This window comes from Leptothrix discophora, assembly GCF_030705305.1.
Lineage (GTDB): Bacteria > Pseudomonadota > Gammaproteobacteria > Burkholderiales > Burkholderiaceae_C > Sphaerotilus > Sphaerotilus discophorus.
Genome location: NZ_JAUZEE010000005.1, coordinates 124,795 through 142,740, shown reverse-complemented (window position 1 = coordinate 142,740; position 17,946 = coordinate 124,795). Strand labels below are relative to the sequence as shown.

Annotated in this window: 19 protein-coding genes; 8 read left to right on the top strand and 11 right to left on the bottom strand. The window is 70.8% G+C overall.

From position 1 onward, the window contains the following. Window positions 1-63 precede the first annotated feature (63 nt). Window positions 64-816, top strand: coding sequence for a lysophospholipid acyltransferase family protein (locus tag Q8X39_RS11005; protein WP_305749907.1), 753 nt, complete (start codon window positions 64-66; stop codon window positions 814-816). A 114-nt stretch (window positions 817-930) separates the two neighbouring features. Then, window positions 931-1,971, top strand: a complete 1,041-nt coding sequence (locus Q8X39_RS11000; protein ID WP_305749718.1) for a M48 family metallopeptidase — start codon at window positions 931-933, stop codon at window positions 1,969-1,971. A gap of 143 nt (window positions 1,972-2,114) precedes the next feature. Here the strand turns inward: Q8X39_RS11000 and Q8X39_RS10995 are convergent, their stop codons facing one another. The 8 genes from Q8X39_RS10995 to Q8X39_RS10960 all read right to left on the bottom strand — a co-directional run bounded on the left by Q8X39_RS10995 (window position 2,115) and on the right by Q8X39_RS10960 (window position 8,532). After that, window positions 2,115-2,666 (bottom strand): c-type cytochrome, encoded by a 552-nt coding sequence (locus tag Q8X39_RS10995; RefSeq protein WP_305749717.1) that lies wholly within the window; start codon window positions 2,664-2,666, stop codon window positions 2,115-2,117. 29 nt (window positions 2,667-2,695) lie between these two features. Continuing rightward, the gene (locus Q8X39_RS10990; protein WP_305749716.1) at window positions 2,696-3,130 is read right to left on the bottom strand and encodes a c-type cytochrome; all 435 of its coding nucleotides are present in this window, start codon (window positions 3,128-3,130) and stop codon (window positions 2,696-2,698) included. Between the two features lie 89 nt (window positions 3,131-3,219). Next, window positions 3,220-3,753, bottom strand: a complete 534-nt coding sequence (locus tag Q8X39_RS10985; RefSeq protein ID WP_305749715.1) for a methylamine dehydrogenase light chain — start codon at window positions 3,751-3,753, stop codon at window positions 3,220-3,222. A 33-nt stretch (window positions 3,754-3,786) separates the two neighbouring features. Continuing rightward, window positions 3,787-4,449, bottom strand: a complete 663-nt coding sequence (gene mauD, locus Q8X39_RS10980) for a methylamine dehydrogenase accessory protein MauD (protein WP_305749714.1) — start codon at window positions 4,447-4,449, stop codon at window positions 3,787-3,789. Beyond that, complete coding sequence (locus Q8X39_RS10975; RefSeq protein ID WP_305749713.1) at window positions 4,446-5,018, bottom strand: MauE/DoxX family redox-associated membrane protein; 573 nt, start codon at window positions 5,016-5,018, stop codon at window positions 4,446-4,448. Before Q8X39_RS10975 ends, mauD begins: the two co-directional genes overlap by 4 nt. Before the next feature lie 10 nt (window positions 5,019-5,028). Next, complete coding sequence (locus tag Q8X39_RS10970) at window positions 5,029-6,255, bottom strand: amine dehydrogenase large subunit (RefSeq protein ID WP_305749712.1); 1,227 nt, start codon at window positions 6,253-6,255, stop codon at window positions 5,029-5,031. A gap of 370 nt (window positions 6,256-6,625) precedes the next feature. Next, window positions 6,626-7,603: a helix-turn-helix domain-containing protein gene (locus Q8X39_RS10965; RefSeq protein WP_305749711.1), complete on the bottom strand. Its 978-nt coding sequence runs from the start codon at window positions 7,601-7,603 to the stop codon at window positions 6,626-6,628. Window positions 7,604-7,788: 185 nt separating this feature from the next. After that, a complete protein-coding gene (locus Q8X39_RS10960) occupies window positions 7,789-8,532 on the bottom strand; it encodes an aspartate/glutamate racemase family protein (RefSeq protein ID WP_305749710.1) in 744 nt (247 codons plus the stop codon). A 231-nt stretch (window positions 8,533-8,763) separates the two neighbouring features. Between Q8X39_RS10960 and Q8X39_RS10955 the strand changes: the two genes are divergently transcribed. From Q8X39_RS10955 to Q8X39_RS10935, 5 genes are read left to right on the top strand one after another with little or no spacing between them, the layout of a single operon-like run. Further along, window positions 8,764-9,795, top strand: a complete 1,032-nt coding sequence (locus Q8X39_RS10955) for an ABC transporter ATP-binding protein (protein ID WP_305749709.1) — start codon at window positions 8,764-8,766, stop codon at window positions 9,793-9,795. 44 nt (window positions 9,796-9,839) lie between these two features. Beyond that, window positions 9,840-11,153, top strand: coding sequence for an ABC transporter substrate-binding protein (locus Q8X39_RS10950; protein ID WP_305749708.1), 1,314 nt, complete (start codon window positions 9,840-9,842; stop codon window positions 11,151-11,153). Window positions 11,154-11,183: 30 nt separating this feature from the next. Continuing rightward, window positions 11,184-12,074 (top strand): ABC transporter permease, encoded by an 891-nt coding sequence (locus tag Q8X39_RS10945; protein WP_305749707.1) that lies wholly within the window; start codon window positions 11,184-11,186, stop codon window positions 12,072-12,074. Window positions 12,075-12,076: 2 nt separating this feature from the next. Further along, on the top strand, window positions 12,077-12,958 hold the full coding sequence (locus Q8X39_RS10940; protein ID WP_305749706.1) for an ABC transporter permease: 882 nt from the start codon (window positions 12,077-12,079) through the stop codon (window positions 12,956-12,958). A 53-nt stretch (window positions 12,959-13,011) separates the two neighbouring features. After that, window positions 13,012-13,749 carry a GntR family transcriptional regulator gene (locus tag Q8X39_RS10935; protein WP_305749705.1) on the top strand — a complete coding sequence of 246 codons (738 nt, stop codon included), beginning with the start codon at window positions 13,012-13,014 and terminating at the stop codon, window positions 13,747-13,749. Between the two features lie 3 nt (window positions 13,750-13,752). Here the strand turns inward: Q8X39_RS10935 and Q8X39_RS10930 are convergent, their stop codons facing one another. Both Q8X39_RS10930 and Q8X39_RS10925 read right to left on the bottom strand, forming a co-directional pair. Beyond that, entirely contained in the window at window positions 13,753-13,947 is a 195-nt protein-coding gene (locus tag Q8X39_RS10930) for a YgaP family membrane protein (protein ID WP_305749704.1), read from the bottom strand. Between the two features lie 196 nt (window positions 13,948-14,143). After that, window positions 14,144-14,812 carry a Crp/Fnr family transcriptional regulator gene (locus Q8X39_RS10925; protein WP_305749703.1) on the bottom strand — a complete coding sequence of 223 codons (669 nt, stop codon included), beginning with the start codon at window positions 14,810-14,812 and terminating at the stop codon, window positions 14,144-14,146. 100 nt (window positions 14,813-14,912) lie between these two features. On the opposite strand from Q8X39_RS10925, the gene Q8X39_RS10920 reads away from it, so the two are divergent. Further along, complete coding sequence (locus Q8X39_RS10920; protein WP_305749702.1) at window positions 14,913-16,334, top strand: FAD-binding oxidoreductase; 1,422 nt, start codon at window positions 14,913-14,915, stop codon at window positions 16,332-16,334. A gap of 19 nt (window positions 16,335-16,353) precedes the next feature. On the opposite strand, the gene Q8X39_RS10915 is transcribed toward Q8X39_RS10920, so the two are convergent. Further along, complete coding sequence (locus Q8X39_RS10915; RefSeq protein WP_305749906.1) at window positions 16,354-17,940, bottom strand: SpoVR family protein; 1,587 nt, start codon at window positions 17,938-17,940, stop codon at window positions 16,354-16,356. Window positions 17,941-17,946 lie beyond the last annotated feature (6 nt).

Here is a 17,946-nt window from a genome sequence, read left to right as displayed (position 1 = left end):
GCCGCGCGACCTGCCGCACCGGCCCGACCGAACGACCCTGGCGCCTGGCGCCGACCCGACATGCTGAAACTGCTGCGCTCTGCCCTCTACCTGGTCTGGCTGACCGTCACCGTGATCCCGTGGGCGCTGCTGGCGGTGATCCTGTCGCCGGTGCTGCCGCGCACGAAGCTCTACTGGTTCTGCGTCGGCTGGCTCAACCTGTCGGTGCAGGCGGCGCGCTGGATCTGCGGCGTGAAGTACCGCGTCCAGGGCCTGGAGAACGTGCCCGACGCCCGCGATGGCAAGGCCGCCGTGCTGCTGGCCCCGAAGCATCAGTCGACCTGGGAGACCTTCGCGATGCCGGCGATCATGCCGCACCCCCTGGCCTACGTCTTCAAGCGCGAGCTGCTGTGGATCCCCTTCTTCGGCTGGGCGATCGGCCGGCTCGACATGGTCCACATCGACCGCAGCCGGCGCGCCGAAGCCTGGCGCAAGGTCCAGGAACAGGGCCAGCGCCTGATGGCCCAGGGCAACTGGGTGATCATGTTTCCCGAAGGCACGCGCACGCCGCGTGGCGACCAGGGCCAGTACAAGACCGGCGCGTCGCGCCTGGCCATCGCCGCCGGCACGCCGATCGTGCCGATCGCCGTGACCTCGGCACGCTGCTGGCCGCGCAAGAGCTTCCTGCTGAGCCCCGGCACGATCGACGTGTCGATCGGCAAGCCCATCCCGGTCGAGGGCCGTCAGGCCGACGAGCTGATGGCCGAGGTCGAGGCCTGGATCGAGGCCGAGATGCGCCGCCTCGATCCCGATGCCTATGCCGCAGGCAAGGCCTGAGCCGGATTCGTCGGCTGCAGGCACCAGCCCGTCACGTCCGATGCGATTTCCGACCCACTTTCCGGCCCGCTTTCCGGCCCGATTCCCACAAGGCCTGCTCTAGACTTGCCGCCCATGAAAAACCGGCGCGCCGCAGCCCGTCAGGAGCCAGACCAGCCGCAGCTTGAACTCCCCCTGTTCGAGCGCGACGAGTCGCCGTCGCTGCGCAGCGCCACACCCCCGCGTCCGGTCCAGCGTCCTGGACCGCAGACGCCGCCCGCCCCCTTGCAGCAAGCCCCGTCCATCGCCAGCACGCACGGCCCGGCCGTCGCCGAGCCGCGCCGCCCGTCCGAGACCCCGCAGGGCGACTCCGCGCTGTGGCGGCATCCGCGCGGCAACCGCGAGATCCGGCTCGGCGGGCAGGCCGTCAGCTACGAGCTCAAGCGCGCCCGCCGCCGCACCATCGGCTTCGTCATCGGTGCCGAAGGCCTGGTGGTCAGCGCGCCGCGCTGGGTCGGCCAGGCCGAGATCGACGCCGCGCTGCTGAGCAAGACCCGCTGGGTGCTGCGCAAGCTGGCCGACCAGCACGAGCGCATCGAGCGCATCGCCGCCGCCCGCGTCAGCTGGCGCGACGGCACCAGCCTGCCCTACCTCGGCGAGCCGCTGCTGATCGTGCTGGACGCGCGCGTGGCCGGCGCCGAGCTGCGCGACGGCCGCAGCAGCCAGGCCTGCGCCGACGGCATCGCCGCGCCCAGCCTGCAGGGCGGCCTCGACGGCATCGCCCAGCGCACCCTGCACATCGGCCTGCCGCAGAGCGCCGACCCGGCCCAGATCCGCGACGCGGTGCAGAGCTGGCTGCAGCGCCAGGCCATCGAGCTGTTCGAGACCCGCTGCCGCCACTACGCCGCCCAGCTGGGCGTGCGCGTCACGCGCCTGCGCCTGAGTTCGGCCCAGACCCGCTGGGGCAGCGCCAGCGCCGACGGCACGGTGCGCCTGAACTGGCGCCTGATCCACTTCAGCCTGGCCAGCATCGACTACGTGGTCGCCCACGAACTCGCCCACCTGCGCGAGATGAACCACAGCGCCGCCTTCTGGGACGTGGTCCGCTCCGTGATGCCCGACTTCGAGAGCCGCCGAGGGCATCTCAAGGACGGGCAGGTGCCGGTCTTCGATTGAGGGTCATGTGAGCCCCTCGACCGGCGGGTACGCCGGGCGATCCCCCGGCAGTCCTGTTGACCCCTCGCCCAGCGGGTACGCCGGGCGATCCCCCGGGGGGATCGGGCCGGCTTGGGGCGGCGCGGCGATCCGAGTCACGCGCCTCAATACAACGACACGCCCTGCGCCTTCAGCCGCGCCACGATCTCCGCCCTTCGAGCGGCGACGTCGGCGGGGCGTTGGCTGCGCCAGCGGGCGACTTCCTCGGCGGTGTAGGGGCGCCAATCCGGCGGGGTGGTGGTGGACGAGAACTGGCTCACCAGCCAGGTCGTGACGGCCGCGATCTGGGCATCGTCCAGGCCGGCGTTGTTGGCGCCCGGCACCTGGACCAGGAAGCCGCGGCCCTCGGGCAGGCGCAGGAAGTTGCCGATCGGGCCGCGCATGTCGGGCACGCCCTGTTCGGGATGGCCCGCACCATCGAAGCCGTGGCAGCCGGCGCAATGCACCACGAACAGGTTGCGCGCCCCCTGCACCGGCGCGGTCGCGGGGCCGTCGAAGCGGATGCCGTTGGCCAGCGCGAGCGGGCGCGGCGGCACGCTGGGCGTGATCGCGCCGGACCCGTCGGACTGGGCCGCGACAGGACGGGCCAGCATGGCCAGCAGTGCCACGGCCAGCAGCGGCACGGCGGGCCAGGACGTCAAGCGGTGGGCAGACATGCGGATCTCCAGGTCGGTGCGGTGCCGATTCAATCGCCCAGCACGCTGCGCCGCAACTGCCGCGTGCGGGCCGGGTCCCCGGCGACTGCACGCAACGGCGCGAACTCGGCGGCCTCGTACGGCGCCCGCGCGGCATCGCCCTGCAAGGTCGCCAGGTGCGTGGCAATGGCCGCCAGCGCGGCATCGTCCAGTGCGGCGGCAAACGCCGGCATCGAGCCGACCACCGTCTGGCCGTTCACCCGGATCATGCCGGCCATGCCCTTGAGCAGCACCGTCGGCAGGTAGTCGCGCCGCGCGGCCAGCGTGGCCCAGTGCGGCCCCTTCAGGGCCGGCGCCAGCCCCAGCGTGCCGCTGCCATCGACCTGATGGCAGGCGGCGCAATGGGCGGCGTAGAGCGCCGCCCCATCGCCCGCTGCGGCCGCGCCTCCGCACACGGTCAGCACCGTTGACAGGCTGGCTCGCATCGAAGCGGAAGCCAGGAACCGCCGGGCCGCCCCAAGGTTCCTGGACCCCCTCGGGGGGCGGGCCGGGCCACGCCCGGACCTGGGGGCCGTCATGACGCCAGACCCACGATCACCGACGTCGTGCAATGGAACATCGGGCTGGTGTTGGCCATGCACCAGTTGATGTCGTTGTGCACGCCCAGGCGGTAGCCCGGACGCTCGCGCTCGTTGTTGTTGCAGATGCACTGGCCGCAGGCGCTCTTGCCGCAGCAGTCGTTGTAGGACACGAGGTAGTGGCGGTTGTCGTTGGGGTTCAGGCAGGTGCCGACCCACGAGACCTTGGAGGCCTCGGTGCCCGGCGGGCACTGCGTCAGCGAGCCGCCGCAGCAGGTGCACAGGTAGCCGTCGAAGGCGCAGTAGCGCCAGTACTCGCACTTCTCGGGGTTGTTCGGATCGGGCTTGGGCGTTGCGGCCTGGGCGCTGCCGAACTGGCCGCTGCGGTCGAAGGGCAGCATGGGCAGCACGGCACCGCCGACCAGCGCCACGCCGAGCTTGCCGACCAGGCTGCGCCGGCCGTGCGACTGCGCGACGCGGCGCATGCGCCGCTCGCTCAGGCGGTCGAACCAATCGAGGATCAGGGACATCACGGGGCTCCTTCGCGGGGGTCAGGTCTGGGGTCAGGTCTGGGGTTGGGCGTGGGGATGGGCATGGGCATGGGCATGACCGGCATGCGCCTGCTGGGCTTGCGCCAGGGCCGCGTCGCCGCCGAGGTACTGCTGGATCGACGAATGGCCCATGTCGTGCGCGTTGAGCAGGCTGTCGAGCTGCTCGCGGTTGTTGACCAGGCCCTTGGCGACGACGGTGCCGCGCGGGTCGAGCACGACCGCATAGGGCAGGCGCGAGACCTTGTAGGCCATGCCCAGTTCCTGCGAGAGCACGTAGGGGAAGTCGGTCAGGCCCTGGTCGCGGAGGAACGGCAGGTGGCTGGCGGCCTCGCCGTCGCTGGCGAGCACGACGCGCAGCCGGTTCTTCTCGTCGCGGCGCAGCGACTTCAGCACCGGCAGCAGCTTCTTGCAGACCGGGCAGGTCGGCGACAGGAAGAACACCAGCGAGGGCGTGGCCGAGGGCAGGCCGACCTCGACCCGCTCGGACTGGATGCCGGTCAGCTCGAACATCGGCGAGGCCGAGCCGACCGCCGGGCCCGAGTCGGTGACCAGGGCGCCCATCGGGGCGACCCGTTCGAACAGCACGCCGACCTGGCGAGACAAGGCCCAGACCAGCACCGCCAGGGCGATGACGGCGACCCAGAGAAGGACGACGGACACGGTGAGTGCGCTCATGAGTGGCTCCGGAAAAGGGGTGACTTGGCGGGGGCGGCGACGGCCGCCGCGTGGCGCAGCAGCTGGTGCAGCGCGGTGTAGAGGACGGTGGCCAGCGCGAGGCCGGCCAGGGCGGTGGCGACGTCGGCCAGGCCGATCTCGCGCGGCAGGGCCGGCAGGGCCGCGATCGCGCACAGGCCGATCAGCACGGCATTGCGCGCCACCAGGGCCCACGACAGCGGCAGCGGGGTGCCGCCACAGCCGCAGTCCAGCGTGCGGCCGTGCAGCCGGTGCCAGGCCATCGCGCCGCCGTACAGCGCCAGCAGCGCGGCGGCCAGCCCGGCGGCCTCGGCCCGCCAGGGCGTGACGAGGCCGGCGGCGGCCAGCGCCTCGCCCAGCGGCAGGCCGACCGAGGCAGCCGGCAGCAGCGCATCGGGCACGCCATAGGCGGCCAGGTGCTGCTCGAACAGGCTGCGGTCGAGCAGCTTGGCGGCCGCCGCATGCACGAACACGATCACCAGCGCGCCGCAGGCGAGCATCAGCCAGAGCGGGTCGAGCGGCCCGGGCGACAGGAGGAAGGCGGTGGGCATGACCGGCGCCTCAGTCGTGCGACTCAAGCTGCGTGATCGTCTCGCCGACCGCCGCGAGCTTGGCCAGCGGACGCGTCCGGCCGTCCTTCCAGCCCAGCACATGCAGCGTGTTGGTCGCGCCGTCGAGCACGTGCAGGCGCTCGCCGCTGGCCGAGAAGGTCATCGCGATGGCCATGTTGCCGGGCAGCGAGGGCAGCCGCTTGCCGGTCGCCAGGTCGAGCACGAACAGCTTCTCGGCCGGCAGCTTGTGCGAGCCCTCGCCGCCCTTCGGATGCATGCCGGCGACGAGGTAACGCCCGCTCGGGTCGACCGCGGCGACCTGGTAGCCGCCCGGCCGCCAGCCGGCCTTGCGCTCGGCCGGGCTGGCGATCAGGTCGTGCGTGGACTTGACCTGGGCCACCGCGCCACCCAGGTTCAGCTCGGTGACCTTGCCCTGGAAGGACACGTACCAATAGCGGTCGCCGACGCGTTCGGCGTTGTGGAACCAGGCATCGGCGTCGGCATCGAACAGCTTGGCGCTGACCTGCCGGTCGGCCGGCTTGCCCGACTCGTCCAACGTGATCGTGGCCAGGGTGCCGTCGCCGCACAGGGTCGAGAAGCGGCTCGGATGGCTGGCCGCCGGCAGCGCGCCCCAGCAACCGGGCGTGGGGACTTCGGCGGCGACGCTGCGGGTCTGCAGGTCGACCACCGTGACCGAGGTCGCCGGGGTCGCGTTCTGCACGAACACGAAGCGGCCGTTTGCGCTGGTCGAGACCAGCCAGCGGTAGTTCAGCGCCTGCGCCCGCTTGGCCGGCAGCAGGACCTCGAACTTGAAGGCCAGGTCATCGGCGCCGTAGACCTCCAGCACGTCGGCCCGCTCACCGCGGTAGGAGCGGCTCAGGTGGGTGGTGGCGACGTACATCTCGTCGCGCTTCGGGCTCAGCGCCATGTTGCCGACGTAGGCCGTGCTGACCATGCCGAGGAAGCGCCCGCTGATCGCGTCCAGCACGCGGATGCGGCCATCGTTGATGTGGCTGATCGCCAGGTCGATGACGTAGACGCGCTGGCCGTGCTTCGCGTCGATGCGCGGCAGCGTCGTCAGCGGCGGATCGGGCGGCAGCGGCTCGGGCTGGGCCTTGGCCCTGGTGGCCTGGGCCTGCGCGCCCAGCGAGGTCGCCAGGGCCAGCAGGCCGACGGCGGCGGCGCGACGCCAGTGGGAATGCCCGGGCGGTTGCCGGGCCGGAAGGGAGGTCGACATGGGGCTGACTCCAGGTTCCAGGTGCGTTGACAAGGCGGTTCAAGCCGGGGACGACGGCGGCATCGCCCCGGCATGGACGGCATCTTGGCCAGGCCGGTGGCGCGGGCGTGAGCCGGAATCGGCAAGCGTGCCGGCGCCACCACGGCGCGCGGGATCGGTCGCTCGTCAGGGATGTACCGGCCCGGTGCGCAGGGCCACGCGGCCTGCGCCGAGGCCGTGCGTGAGGCGGCTGGGCGCGCCACGGCATGAACCGGTGCGCACCGGCGCGGCGCGGGCGGACGGCGGCGGCTCCGGTCTTTCCCTGAGGCGGGACCGCGCGCTTGCCGAATCCGGCTACCGGCCGGGACGCCGCGCCCGGCGCACCCGCGTGTCAGTGCAGCGCGGTGCGGGCGCGGGCGGCCGTCTCGGACGGCTTCTCGCCGAACAGCGCGCGGTACTCGGCCGCGAAGCGCGACAGGTGCCAGAAGCCCCAGCGGGCGGCGCAGTCGGCCACCGGCTCGACGCTGCCGCGCATCAGCTCACGGCGCACGCCGTTCAGGCGCAGCGCACGCAGGTACGTGACGGGGCTGAGCTGCAGCACCGCCTCGAAGCTGTATTGCAGCGTCCGGCGCGACACGCCCAGCGCGTCGCACAGCATCGGCACGTCGATCGGTTCATGGGCATGGGCGCGCATCCAGGCCCGCGCCTCGCGCACCACCCGCTCGCGGCTGGCGGCCGTGGCATGGGCCTCCTGGGTCGGCATCGGCAGGCGGATGCGTGCCAGCAGCGCGTCGCAGGCGGTCTGCACCAGCGCGCGGCGCATGGCCATGTGCTGCAGCAGGCCAGGGCTCTCGCGGGCGGTGCGCAGGGTGTCGAGCAGCAGGGTGCGCAGCTCGACCTGGTGCGGATCGTGGCCGTGCAGGCCGCGCGGGCCCTGGACCTGCAGGTCGTCGCCCGTGACCGTCGCACCGCTGACCTGGCTGGCGTGGGCGGCCAGCGCCTGCCGGTCGATGTCCAGCGCCAGCACGTCGAAGGCCCCGTGCGTGACCAGCTCGAACTCGCCGTCGGCGATCACCGCATAGCCGCCGTCAGGCCGCAGCGATCGACCGCAGATGCGGTCGTCGCCGCCGCTGGCCAGCGCGATCGCCAGCGTCAGCGTGCCGGGCCTCGGCAGGCCCTGCTGGACCACCGCCCGCGAGGTCTGCTCGCGGAAGAGCTGCACCGGTCCGATGCGCAGATCCTCGATGCGGCCCTCGAAGCGGCCGCCGGAAATCTGCTCGTAGCGCTGATCCCACAAGGCCAGGCTGGCGGCGTGCTCGTGCACGTCGCAGGTCTCGTGGATCGCGTGGTCCAGGTCGTGCGATGGCATCGCTGTCCTCCTCGCGTGGGGCGGCCCTCGTTCCGCCGTCGGTCTTCCGTTGTTCGTCTGGTCCGGTCTTGGTGCCGGTCTTGGTACCGGTCTTGGCGCCGGTCAAAAAGAATGTCACAAGCCCGCCCCGGCCGCGCGGTGCCAGCCTCGGGACTTGCCCGGATGCCGGCGTGCCCGGAATCGATTCACCAGCCCAGCGGCGCGGCCCAGCCAACGTAGGTCTTGGGCAGCGGGCGGGCGTAGTCGCCGTGCGCGCTGGTGCGCAGGCCCAGGCCGATCAGGGCCTCGCTGAACTTGACCGCCGCGGCCACGCCGTCGATCACCGGCACGCCCAGCCGCGCGCTCAGTTCGGCGCACAGCGCGGCCATGCCGGCGCAGCCCAGCACGATCGCGCCGCTGCGGTCGCGCGCCAGGGCCTCGCGCGCGGCGGCCTCGATGGTGTCGACGCAACCGGCGCCGCCGTCCTCCAGCGCCAGCACCGGGATGTCGGTGCCGTGCACGCCCTTGCAGCGCGGCTCGAAGCCGTATTTCTGCACCAGGTGCTCGGCGATCACGCAGGTCCGCGTCATCGTCGTGACGACCGAGAAGCCGGTGGCCAGGAAGCTCGCGGCGTGGAAGGCCGCCTCGGCGATGCCCAGCACCGGCGCGCCGCTGACCTCGCGCGCGGCGTCCAGGCCGGGGTCGCCGAAGCAGGCGATGACGATGCCATGCGGCGGTTCGGCCGCGCCGGGGCCGGCCCGCAGCCTGACCTGCTCGACCACGCCGGCGGCGGCCACGGTCTCGTCGAAATGGCCCTCGATCGAGAGCGGACCGAAGCTCGGGCTCACCGCCTCGATGCGGGTGCCGGCGGCGGCCACCGCGCGGGCGGCGGCGGCGATGCCGTCGGTCATCGGCCGCGAGGTGTTGGGGTTGACGATCAGCAGCTTCATCGAGGTGTCTCCAGGTTCCGGGCGATGGCGTGCAAGCTGTTTTGCATACAAAACATGCACTGCCATGGTTCGTGGCACCGCCGCGCGGCACGCCATGCACCGTCGCCGGGCAAGGCGATGGGCGCGGGGTCGGTCAACGAGACACGGTTGCAAGAAGTGCGCAAGGGGAGGCCCGCGGGGCCAGCCCCGCAGCGGACCGGGGTGGCACACCGGTTGCATACAAAGCCGGACATGACGACACGCACCGACCTGGAGCTGATCCACCTGGTGAAGGACTACGGCCAGTCGCTGGCCGTCGCCGGCATCGACCTCAAGATCGCCGCGGGCAGCTACTGCTGCCTGCTCGGCCCGTCGGGCTGCGGCAAGACCTCGACGCTGCGCATGATTGCCGGCCACGAGGAGCCGACCGAGGGTTCGGTCGTGCTCGGCGGGCGCGAGATCACGCACCTGTCGCCGGCCGAACGCGGCACGGCCATGATGTTCCAGAGCTACGCGCTGTTCCCGCACCTGAGCGTGCTGGACAACGTTGCCTTCAGCGAACGCATGAAGGGCCGGCCGCGCGCCGAACGCGAGGCCCGCGCCGCCGAGCTGCTGCGGCTGGTCCACATGGAGGCCTACGCGCAACGCCTGCCCGCCGCGCTGTCGGGTGGCCAGCAGCAGCGGGTCGCGCTGGCGCGCGCGCTGATGCTCAAGCCGCAGGTGCTGCTGCTCGACGAGCCGCTGTCGGCGCTGGACCCCTTCCTGCGCGTGAAGATGCGCGCCGAGCTCAAGCGCTGGCACCGCGAGCTCGGCATGAGCTTCGTGCACGTCACGCATAGCCAGGAAGAGGCGATGGCACTGGCCGACCTGGTGGTCGTGATGAACCAGGGCCGCATCGAGCAGGCCGGCAGCGCCCGCGACGTGTTCGAGCGCCCGCGCACCGAGTTCGTGGCCCGCTTCATCGGCGCGCACAACATCATCGAGACGCCAGCCGGCAAGGTCGCGGTGCGCTGCGACCGCCTCAACCTCGTGGTCCCCGACGTCGGCGAGCCGGCCGTGACGGTCGCCGCCATCGAGTACCAGGGCGCACAGGTGCAGGTCCACCTGGTCGCCGAAGCCGCCCGCACGCCCAACGGCCCCGACAGCGACGACCCTGACCGCGACGACCCGTCGCGCTGGGTGGCCGTGCTGGGTGACACCGCCTTCCATGCCGCGCCCTTCGAGCCCGGCCAGCGCGTGGCCATGCGCTGGTGGGCCCAGGACGCCCACGGGCTCATGGCCTGAGCCATCCCTCGTTCCCTCCCCCGTCCTCAAACCGGAGAACTCCGATGAACGCAGACCACGATCCCGCTCTCGACCCGACGTCCGCCACCGACACGACCGGGACGGCCTCCAGCCGCCGCGGCTTCCTCAAGACCGCCGGCGCGGCCGGGGTTGCCGCCACCGGCATCACCGGCTTCCCCTTCGTGCACGCACAGGAAAAGATCGTGCTGCGCTACCTGGGCACGGCGGTGAACCAGGACAAGGCCATCGCCGACAAGTTCGAGGCCGACACCGGCATCAAGATCCAGTACATCCCGGTCACGACCGACGACGTGACCAAGCGTGCCGTCACCGCGCCGAACAGCTTCGACCTGATCGACACCGAGTACTTCTCGCTCAAGAAGATCGTGCCGACCGGCAACCTGCTGGGCATCGACGTCAAGCGCATCAAGAACGCCGACAAGATCACCTCGCTGTTCACCAAGGGCGAGGTGGCCGGCAAGAAGGTCGGTGACCAGGGCACCGCGCCGAAGAAGGTCATGTACCTCGAAGGCGGCAAGAGCACGAAGTTCTCGGCCACGCCGACCGGCTTCATGACGCTGATCCCGACGGTCTACAACGCCGACACGCTGGGCATCCGCCCGGACCTGATCAAGCGCCCGATCAACTCATGGGCGGAGCTGCTGAACCCCGAGTTCAAGGGCAAGGCCGCGATCCTGAACATCCCGTCGATCGGCATCATGGACGCGGCGATGGTGGTCGAGGCGATGGGCCTCTACAAGTACCCCGACAAGGGGAACATGACCAAGAAGGAGATCGACCTCACCATCAAGACGCTGATCGAGGCCAAGAAGGCCGGCCAGTTCCGCTCGCTGTGGAAGGACTTCAACGAGTCGGTCAACCTGATGGCCTCCGGCGAGGTGGTGATCCAGTCGATGTGGTCGCCGGCCGTGACCGCCGTGCGCACCAAGGGCATCGCCTGCACCTTCCAGCCGCTCAAGGAAGGCTATCGCGCCTGGGCTGCCGGCTTCGGCGTGCCCAAGACCGTGACGGGCCGCAAGGCCGATGGCGTCTACGAGTTCATCAACTGGTTCCTCGACGGCTGGGCCGGTGCCTACCTGAACCGCCAGGGCTACTACAGCGCCGTGCTGGAGACCGCCAAGGCCAAGATGGAAGCCTACGAGTGGGCCTACTGGATGGAAGGCAAGCCCGCCACGCAGGACATCAAGAGCCCCAACGGCGACCTGCTGGCCAAGGCCGGTTCGGTCCGCGACGGCGGCAGCTACGAGGACCGCATGGGCGGCATCGCCTGCTGGAACGCGGTCATGGACGAGAACGCGTACATGGTCCAGAAGTGGAACGAGTTCGTCGCCGCTTGATGCAGTGGTGAACGCAGCGGCCTGATCGACATGACACGGACACCTTCCTCCCGATCGCTGATCGCCTGGCTTCAAGCGGCGCCGCTGGCGGCGGTGTTCGTGGTCTTCTTCGTCGTGCCGCTGGCGCTCATCCTGATGGTGAGCTTCTGGCAGGCGACCGAGTACGAGCTGATCCCGGCCTTCACCGCACAGAGCTACGTCGACGTCTTCACCGGCTGTCCGGTGACGGCCGACGGCGACCTGTGCGTGACCTTCAAGACCTACCTGTCGACGCTGAAGTTCGGCCTGCTCACCTGGCTGGTCACCGGCCTGCTGGGCACCACGCTGGCCTACTTCCTGGCCTTCCACGTGCGCAGCCTGACGGTGCAGATGGTGCTGTTCATCGTCTGCACCGTGCCGTTCTGGACCAGCAACGTCATCCGCATGATCTCGTGGGTGCCGCTGCTGGGCCGCAACGGGCTGATCAACCAGAGCCTGGTCGGCGCCGGCCTGGTCGACCAGCCGATCGAGTGGCTGCTGTTCTCGGACTTCTCGGTGGTGCTCGCCTTCGTGCACCTCTACACGATGTTCATGATCGTGCCGGTCTTCAACACCATGATGCGCATCGACCGCAGCCTGATCGAGGCCGCCCGCGACAACGGCGCGACGCCCTGGCAGACGATCTGGCACGTGGTGCTGCCGCTGTCGCGCACCGGCCTGATCATCGGCTCGATCTTCGTGCTGGCCCTGGTGATGGGCGACTTCGTCACCGTCGGCGTGATGGGCGGCCAGCAGATCGCCTCGGTCGGCAAGGTGATCCAGGTGCAGGCCAGCTACCTGCAGTTCCCGATGGCCGCGGCCAACGCGGTGATCCTGCTGGCGGTCGTGCTGATGATGATCGCCACGCTGATGCGGCTGGTGAACCTGCGCAAGGAACTGTGACCATGGCCCGATCCCTGCGCCGCAAGCGCCCAGCGAGCTTCTACGCGCTGGCGACGGTGTTCGCGCTGTTCGTGGTCTTCCTCTACGGCCCGATGCTCGCGATCTTCGTGCTGAGCTTCCAGGGCCCCGAAGGCGGCCTGACCTTCCCGATGCGCGGCGTGTCGCTGCACTGGTTCGAGAAGCTGTGGGAAGGCATCGGCGTGGTCGACATCGGCTCGGCCTTCCGGCGCTCGCTGGGCCTGGGCGCGACGGTGATGGGGCTGACCGTCGTGCTGTCGCTGCTGGCCGGCCTGGCCTACCGCAAGCAGCTGCCCGGCGGCACGCCGCTGTTCTACGTGGTGGTGGCCAGCCTGATCATGCCGTCCATCATCGTCTCGCTCGGCGTGGGCCTGGAATTCCGGCTGATGGATGCCGGCGTGAAGGCCGCGCTGGAGCGCTGGTCGCCCGAGGCGGCCGAGGCCTTCTCGACGCTGCTGGGCATGTACACCTCCGGCCTGGGCGCACAGCTGACCTGGACGCTGCCCTTCGGCCTGCTGATCATGTTCGCGGTCTTCAACCGCTTCAACCCGGCCTACGAGGAAGCCGCCCGCGACCTCGGCGCGACGCCCTGGCAGAGCCTGCGCCACGTGGTGCTGCCGCTGATCGGCCCGAGCCTGGTGGGCGTGGGCATGTTCGGCTTCACGCTGAGCTGGGACGAGATCGCGCGCAGCTCCCAGGCCATGGGCGACCTGAACACGCTGCCGCTCGAACTGCAGGGCCTGACGACCACCGTGACCACGCCGGTGATCTATGCGCTGGGCACGGTCACGACGGTGGTGTCCTTCCTGGTGATGGGCCTGACGCTGACGGTGGTGGCGCTGTGGCGCCGGCGCGCGCGCGGCTGACGGCCGGACGGCTGAAAGGCGGCTGGACCGACGACCGGCTATCGTCCGATCCGATGCCAGCCACCCGCCGATCCAGCCCCGCGAAGACCGCCAGCCCGCCCGAGCCGACCGCCACGCAGCGGGTCTACGACGGCATCTACACGGCCATCCTCGAACACCGGCTGACGCCCGGCATGCGGCTGCGCGAGGCCGAGCTGGCCACCAGCTTCGCGGTCTCGCGCACCGTCATCCGGCAGGCGCTGAACCGGCTGGCGCAGGACCAGGTGATCGAGCTGCACCACAACCGCGGCGCCCAGGTGCCGCAGCCCAGCCGCGACGAGGCCGGGCATGTCTTCGATGCCCGCCGCGTGGTCGAGGGCGAGATCGCCCGTCGCCTGGCTGGCCGGCTCGATGGCGCGCAGGTCATCCACCTGCGCGGGCTGGTGCAGGCCGAGGCCGATGCGGACGCGCGGGGCGACCGGCCGGCCGCGATCCGCCTGTCCGGCCAGTTCCACCGCGCGCTGGCGCAGATGTGCGGCAACCCGGTGTTCGTGCGCCTGCTCGACGAGCTGCTGCCCAGCACGTCCATCCTGATGGCGCTCTACCAGCGTCCCGGTCACCCGGCCTGCGTGGCGCACCGCCACATCGAGCTGATCGAGGCCCTGACGGGCGGCAGCGGCGCGGCGGCGGCCGGCGAGATGCGGCGTCACCTGCAGGAGCTGGAGCGCACGCTGGTCAGCCCGTCACCGGCCCGCGAGACGCCGCTGCGCGACATCTTCGCGGCCTACCGCGACCCGGCCGACGCGGCCTGAAGCTCAGGACTTCATCGGGCAGGTGTTGAGGCCGACGATGCTGTAGAGCGGGCAGGTGCTCAGCAGCCCGGTGGCGAGCGGCACGACGCCGATCCAGCCCCAGGCCCCGACGGTCCCGGTGGCCGCGAGCGCGATCAGCACGAGGCCGGCAACGATGCGGAGGATGCGGTCGATGCCGCCGACGTTGGTCTTGAACATGGTGAAGGTCCTTGGGTGAGTCCGGCCCGATGCCGGCATGCATGGCAGTGTGCGCGTGATCGATCTCACGATCTGTGACCACCGTCACATAGCTGCCCCTCGCCCGGCGGGTACGCCGGTCGATCCCCCGAGGGGATCGGGCCGGCTTGGGGCGGCCCGGCGCTCGGCCCGTGGTTGCTGCCCCTCGCCCGGCGGGTCAGCCTTTCGACATCTGGCGCAAGGCCGCTGCGTCGACGATCTCGACGCGTTCGCGGCCGAGGCGGACCCAGCCGGATTGCTCGAAGCGCTTGAGCAGGCGCGTGACCATCTCGCGCACGGTGCCGAGCTCGTCGGCGAGCTGCTGGTGGGTGACATGCAGCATCGTGCCGCGGCCCAGCAGCGCGCCGGCCAGGCGCTGGTCAAGGCGCTGGAAGGCGACCGCCTCGGCCAGCAGGATCAGGTCGCTCATGCGGCCGGCGAACTGGCCGAAGATGTGGCGGCGGAAAGGCTCGTGGGCGCTCCAGGCCATGAACAGCGAGGGCGGCAGCAGCAGCAGCCGGGTTGGGGCGAGCGTGATGCCGTGGGCCGTCAGCGGGGCCTCGCCGAACAGGCAGGCCGAGGAGACGATGCAGATCTCCCCCGGCAGCACCCGGTACAGCTCGATCGCCCGGCCCTGCGGCGCGCCGCGCGCCACCCGCACCGCCCCGTCGAGCACCAGCGGGAAACCGCGGCAGGGCGAGCCCTCGTCGAACAGCAGCGCACCGGCCGGCGCCTCGACCGGGACGAGGCCGGGCGGCAGGTCATCACGCCAGCCGGGCGGCACGGCGGCGATGAACTCGGGGTAGCGCGCGGCCAGTTGGTCGAGCGGATCGTCGGCTGGGTTCATCCCGGCATTCTTGCCCTCATTCCACCGTGCGCAGGCGGCTGCCTAGAATCGTTTTTCACCCGGCCAGGCCAGCCTTGGCACGCCGCGCAGGAGACCCCGCATGAATGCCCCCCACGCCCCCGTCGGCCAGCCGCTGCTGGCCCCACGCCCGATGCCCGACGAGATGCTGGCGGCGCTGCAGGCACGCTTCGGCGCGCAATGCTCGAACGCCCGCGCGGTGCGCGAGCAGCACGGCCGCGACGAGTCGCCCTTCGACGTGCCGCCGCCGGACGCGGTGGTGTTCTGCGAGTCCAACGAGGACGTGATGGACGCGGTGAAGATCGCCGCGCGGCACCGCGTGCCGGTCATCCCCTTCGGCGTGGGCTCGTCGCTGGAAGGCCATCTGCTTGCCGTGCAGGGCGGCCTGAGCCTGGACCTGGGCCGCATGAACCGCGTGCTTCGCCTCAACCCCGAGGACCTGACCGTGACGGTGCAGGCCGGCATCACCCGCACGCAGCTCAACCAGGCGATCCGCCACAGCGGCCTGTTCTTCCCGATCGACCCCGGCGCAGACGCCACCCTCGGCGGCATGTGCGCGACCCGGGCGTCCGGCACCAACGCGGTGCGCTACGGCACCATGCGCGAGAACGTGCTGGGCCTGGGCGTGGTCAGCGCGACCGGCGAGTGGATGCGCACCGGCACGCGGGCGCGCAAGTCCAGCGCCGGCTACGACCTGACGCGCCTGTTCGTCGGCAGCGAAGGCACGCTGGGCGTGATGACCGAGATCACGCTCAAGCTCTACCCGCTGCCCGAGGCCGTCACCGCCGCCGTCTGCCAGTTCCCGAGCATCGACGCGGCCGTGCAGACCACCATCGCGCTGATCCAGATGGGCGTGCCGATCGCCCGCTGCGAGCTGCTCGACGCCCACGCGGTGCGGGCCGTCAACCGCCACGACAAGCTCACGCTGGCCGAGGTGCCGATGCTGCTGATGGAGTTCCACGGCAGTCCGGCCGGCGTGGCCGAACAGGCCCGCACGGTGCAGGAGCTGGCGGCCGAACACGGCGGCCGCGACTTCGAGTGGGCCAGCACGCCCGAGGAGCGCACCCGGCTGTGGACCGCGCGCCACCACGCCTACTTCGCCGCGCTGCAGATGCGCCCGGGCTGCCGGGCCGTCACGACCGATACCTGCGTGCCGATCTCGCGCCTGGCCGAATGCATCAACGCGACGGTCGAGGAAGCCGATGCGGCCGGCCTGCCCTACTTCATCGTCGGCCACGTCGGCGACGGCAACTTCCACGTCGGCTACCTGATCGACCCGCTGCTGCCGGCCGAACGGGCGCTGGCCGAGGACCTGAACCAGAAGCTGGTCGCCCGCGCGCTGGCCCTGGAAGGCACCTGCAGCGGCGAACACGGCGTGGGCCTGCACAAGATGGGCTTCCTGCTCGACGAGGCCGGCCCCGCCGCGGTCGGGCTGATGCGCCAGGTCAAGCATGCGCTCGACCCGGACAACATCATGAATCCCGGCAAGATCTTCAGCTGGTGAGCACGGGCGGACGAACCGCTCAGTTCGATGGCGACGGCACGGTCCAGCGCTTGGTGATGTCGCCCCGGCCGTTGGTGCTCTCCAGATGCACGGCGAAGCCCCACAGGCGGGCGACGTGCTTGAGCACCTCCTGGGCGCTGTCGGCCAGTGGCCGGTCGTTGTGCTGGAAGTGGCGCAGCGTCAGCGAGCGGTCACCGCGCAGGTTGACGTTCCAGACCTGGATGTTGGGCTCGCGCTGGCCCAGGTCGTACTGGCGCGACAGGGCCTCGCGCACGCTGCGGTAGCCGGCATCGTCGTGGATGGCGGCCACCTCGATCTCGGACTGCTTCTCGTCGTCGACGATGTGGAACAGCCGCAGGTCGCGCATGAGCTTGGGGCTGAGGTACTGGCCGACGAAGCTCTCGTCCTTGAAGTTGCGCATCGCGTGGTCCAGCGTCGGCAGCCAGTCCGAGCCGGCGATGTCGGGGAACCAGCGCCGGTCCTCCTCGGTCGGGGACTCGCACACGCGCTGGATGTCGGTGTACATCGCGAAGCCCAGCGCATACGGGTTGATGCCGCTGTAGCCGCGCTCGCCGACCCGGGGCTGGTAGACGACGTTGGTGTGCGACTTGAGCCACTCGATCATCATCCCGTCGCTCAGGAAGCCGTCGTCGTACATGGTGTTGAGCAGGCGGTGGTGCCAGAAGGTGGCCCAGCCCTCGTTCATCACCTGCGTCTGGCGCTGCGGGTAGAAGTACTGCGCCACCTTGCGCACGATGCGCACGACCTCGCGCTGCCACGGCTCCAGCAGCGGCGCGTTCTTCTCGATGAAGTACAGCAGGTTCTCCTGCGGCTCCTCGGGGAAGCGGCGGCTCTCGGCGGCGGCCTCGGCCTTGTCGGCCCGGCGCGGCAGCGTGCGCCACAGGTCGTTGACCTGCTGCTGCGCATAGGCCTCGCGGTCCTTGCGGTCGGCCAGTTCCTGCGCCAGCGACTTCTTGCTCGGCCGGCGGTAGCGGTCCACGCCGTGGTTCTGCAGCGCGTGGCAGCTGTCGATGAAGGCCTCGACGGTGTCGAGGCCGAACTTCTCCTCGCAGGCCGTCACGTAGTTCTTGGCATAGACGAGGTAGTCGATGATGGACGACGCGTCGGTCCACATCCGGAACAGGTAGTTGCCCTTGAAGAAGCTGTTGTGGCCGTAGGCCGCATGGGCGATCACGAGGGCCTGCATGGCCATCGTGTTCTCCTCCATCAGGTAGCTGATGCAGGGGTTGCTGTTGATGACGATCTCGTAGGCCAGGCCCATGGCGCCGCGCTTGTAGTTCTTCTCGGTCGAGATGAACTCCTTGCCGTAGCTCCAGTGACGGTAGTTCACCGGCATGCCGACGCTGGCGTAGGCGTCCATCATCTGCTCGGCGGTGATGATCTCGAGCTGGTTCGGGTAGGTGTCCAGCCCGAAGCGGTCGGCGGTCTGGCGGATCACCGTGTGATACCGCTCGATCAGCTCGAAGGTCCAGTCGCTGGGCGAGGGCAGCGGCTCGGCCGGACGGCGCGGCGCGGGCAGCGGCTGGCGCAGCGGGCCGTTGCGCGTCAGGCCCGGTTCGACCGGGTCCGGGGCCACCGGCATCATCGATTC

Excerpts from the sequence above, each read along its gene's own strand:
- Q8X39_RS10975 (WP_305749713.1), bottom strand. The coding sequence starts at position 5,018 with ATGCCCACCGCCTTCCTCCTGTCGCCCGGGCCGCTCGACCCGCTCTGG.
- Q8X39_RS10935 (WP_305749705.1), top strand. The coding sequence starts at position 13,012 with ATGCCAGCCACCCGCCGATCCAGCCCCGCGAAGACCGCCAGCCCGCCC.
- Q8X39_RS10915 (WP_305749906.1), bottom strand. The coding sequence starts at position 17,940 with ATGATGCCGGTGGCCCCGGACCCGGTCGAACCGGGCCTGACGCGCAAC.
- Q8X39_RS10945 (WP_305749707.1), top strand. The coding sequence starts at position 11,184 with ATGACACGGACACCTTCCTCCCGATCGCTGATCGCCTGGCTTCAAGCG.
- Q8X39_RS10925 (WP_305749703.1), bottom strand. The coding sequence starts at position 14,812 with ATGAACCCAGCCGACGATCCGCTCGACCAACTGGCCGCGCGCTACCCC.
- Q8X39_RS10950 (WP_305749708.1), top strand. The coding sequence starts at position 9,840 with ATGAACGCAGACCACGATCCCGCTCTCGACCCGACGTCCGCCACCGAC.
- Q8X39_RS10965 (WP_305749711.1), bottom strand. The coding sequence starts at position 7,603 with ATGCCATCGCACGACCTGGACCACGCGATCCACGAGACCTGCGACGTG.
- Q8X39_RS10960 (WP_305749710.1), bottom strand. The coding sequence starts at position 8,532 with ATGAAGCTGCTGATCGTCAACCCCAACACCTCGCGGCCGATGACCGAC.
- Q8X39_RS10920 (WP_305749702.1), top strand. The coding sequence starts at position 14,913 with ATGAATGCCCCCCACGCCCCCGTCGGCCAGCCGCTGCTGGCCCCACGC.
- Q8X39_RS10985 (WP_305749715.1), bottom strand. The coding sequence starts at position 3,753 with ATGTCCCTGATCCTCGATTGGTTCGACCGCCTGAGCGAGCGGCGCATG.
- Q8X39_RS11000 (WP_305749718.1), top strand. The coding sequence starts at position 931 with ATGAAAAACCGGCGCGCCGCAGCCCGTCAGGAGCCAGACCAGCCGCAG.
- Q8X39_RS10930 (WP_305749704.1), bottom strand. The coding sequence starts at position 13,947 with ATGTTCAAGACCAACGTCGGCGGCATCGACCGCATCCTCCGCATCGTT.
- Q8X39_RS10995 (WP_305749717.1), bottom strand. The coding sequence starts at position 2,666 with ATGTCTGCCCACCGCTTGACGTCCTGGCCCGCCGTGCCGCTGCTGGCC.
- Q8X39_RS10970 (WP_305749712.1), bottom strand. The coding sequence starts at position 6,255 with ATGTCGACCTCCCTTCCGGCCCGGCAACCGCCCGGGCATTCCCACTGG.
- mauD (WP_305749714.1), bottom strand. The coding sequence starts at position 4,449 with ATGAGCGCACTCACCGTGTCCGTCGTCCTTCTCTGGGTCGCCGTCATC.
- Q8X39_RS10940 (WP_305749706.1), top strand. The coding sequence starts at position 12,077 with ATGGCCCGATCCCTGCGCCGCAAGCGCCCAGCGAGCTTCTACGCGCTG.
- Q8X39_RS10990 (WP_305749716.1), bottom strand. The coding sequence starts at position 3,130 with ATGCGAGCCAGCCTGTCAACGGTGCTGACCGTGTGCGGAGGCGCGGCC.
- Q8X39_RS10955 (WP_305749709.1), top strand. The coding sequence starts at position 8,764 with ATGACGACACGCACCGACCTGGAGCTGATCCACCTGGTGAAGGACTAC.